This window comes from Rossellomorea oryzaecorticis, from assembly GCF_045897515.1.
Classification (GTDB): domain Bacteria; phylum Bacillota; class Bacilli; order Bacillales; family Bacillaceae_B; genus Rossellomorea; species Rossellomorea enclensis.
This window is the reverse complement of sequence record NZ_JBJOSA010000048.1, coordinates 1-1,477: the sequence shown is the minus strand read 5'-3', so window position 1 is coordinate 1,477 and position 1,477 is coordinate 1. Positions and strand designations below refer to the sequence as shown.

Annotated in this window: 1 protein-coding gene; it reads right to left on the bottom strand. The window is 43.0% G+C overall.

Going from position 1 to position 1,477, the window contains the following annotated elements; genetic code table 11:
* Nucleotides 1-127: 127 nt before the first annotated feature.
* On the bottom strand, nt 128-1,411 hold the full coding sequence (locus ACKA06_RS21595; RefSeq protein ID WP_411160627.1) for an IS110 family RNA-guided transposase: 1,284 nt from the start codon (nt 1,409-1,411) through the stop codon (nt 128-130).
* Nucleotides 1,412-1,477 lie beyond the last annotated feature (66 nt).

The window sequence follows — 1,477 nt, the reverse complement described above, 5'->3', positions numbered from 1 at the left end:
CGGATATGCTCCTCGGGTGGGTCTATGCCCTAATGCTCGGAATGGTGACCGGCTTATCCGTGCTTCGTTTGATTTACTAAGAAAACGTTAAAAAGACAAAGTATGTGAAACTTATACCTATTTCGTGTTAAGCAGCCTGAACATCCGTAATATGCGGGATATCCCGAAGCATGCGTTCTTCACTAAAGGCACACTTCCGTGTCCCCATCGCAAATAGAATTTTAATCAGTTTACGACCTAAAGCGACATAAGACTGTTTCCCCTTTAGAGGATTATTTCTCCGGTGTTTGTAGTAATTGTGCAGCGCCTTGAACCCTTTATTATGAAAGGCTAATGGGCGAGCGACTTGATATAAAATGGTGCGTAATCTCCGCCGGCCTCGTTTGGTGATGGTCGTCTGCCCTTTATGTTTGCCTGATTGGTTCATCATCAGATTGAGTCCTGCTAATTTGATAATTTGTCGTGGATCTCTATAATTTGAAAGGTCACCAATTTCGGCAAAGAAGCCAACGACTGTCATTGGGCCGACGCCTTTTATAGCCATCATCCTATCGGCGCCGGGAACCATTCGAACAAGCTCTTCGAGTTCTTCTTTAAGGGTCTCTAGACGAGCGTTTAATAATTCATACTGATCGACAAGATAGCGAAGTTCTTCACGGGCCATTCGAAGACCAACGGTCAGCCCAATACTGCAGGCAGCTGCCTTTTTCAATTGACGCATACGCTCTATGCCAACATTTTTCGTTACTGAAGTTTTCACTTCTTTCAGAAGTTCATCTTCTTTCTTCTGCTGAATATCTTGTGGTAGGTATCCACGCTTCAATAAATATAAAGCTGTTTTCCCATCCCACTTTTTAAAGACGGTTAAGAATTCAGGAAAATAGCGATCTAACGCATTATGAATTTGAGCCTTGATGGATGACAAATCTTCTTGGATGATGTCAAAGAGTTTGACTCCTTCACGTAAATCGGCATATATCCCCTCAGGTAAGGTAGGCTCGTGATAACGACCCGCCCGCATGACTTGAGCGATGACTTTCGCATCCTTTGTGTCATTTTTGGTGGGCGAATCATCATCCAGCTCTTTTGATTTTTTCACCTTCATCGGGTTTACCACGACAGGCCTTTCGCCATGAGATTTTAAGAAGTAGGCTAGATTCATCCAATAATGTCCTGTAGGTTCCATACCGATTAACAAGTTAGGACGAGATGTTTGGGCGCTTAATTCCTTCGCCCACTCAAGTAACAGTTTGAATCCTTCTATTGAGTTAGGGAATATCAGGCGCTTGGATAAATCGATTCCCCGATCATCAATCGCCCTGGCAACATGCTTATGTTTGGCGATATCAATTCCTATAATCAGTGTTTGTTCATTAATTTGCTTAAGTCGTTCATTTTGTGTAAAATCCATTATTGAAGTCTCCCTTCGGTACTTAATTCGAGGTCATGCATGACACTCTCTATCGTACCAAGGGGG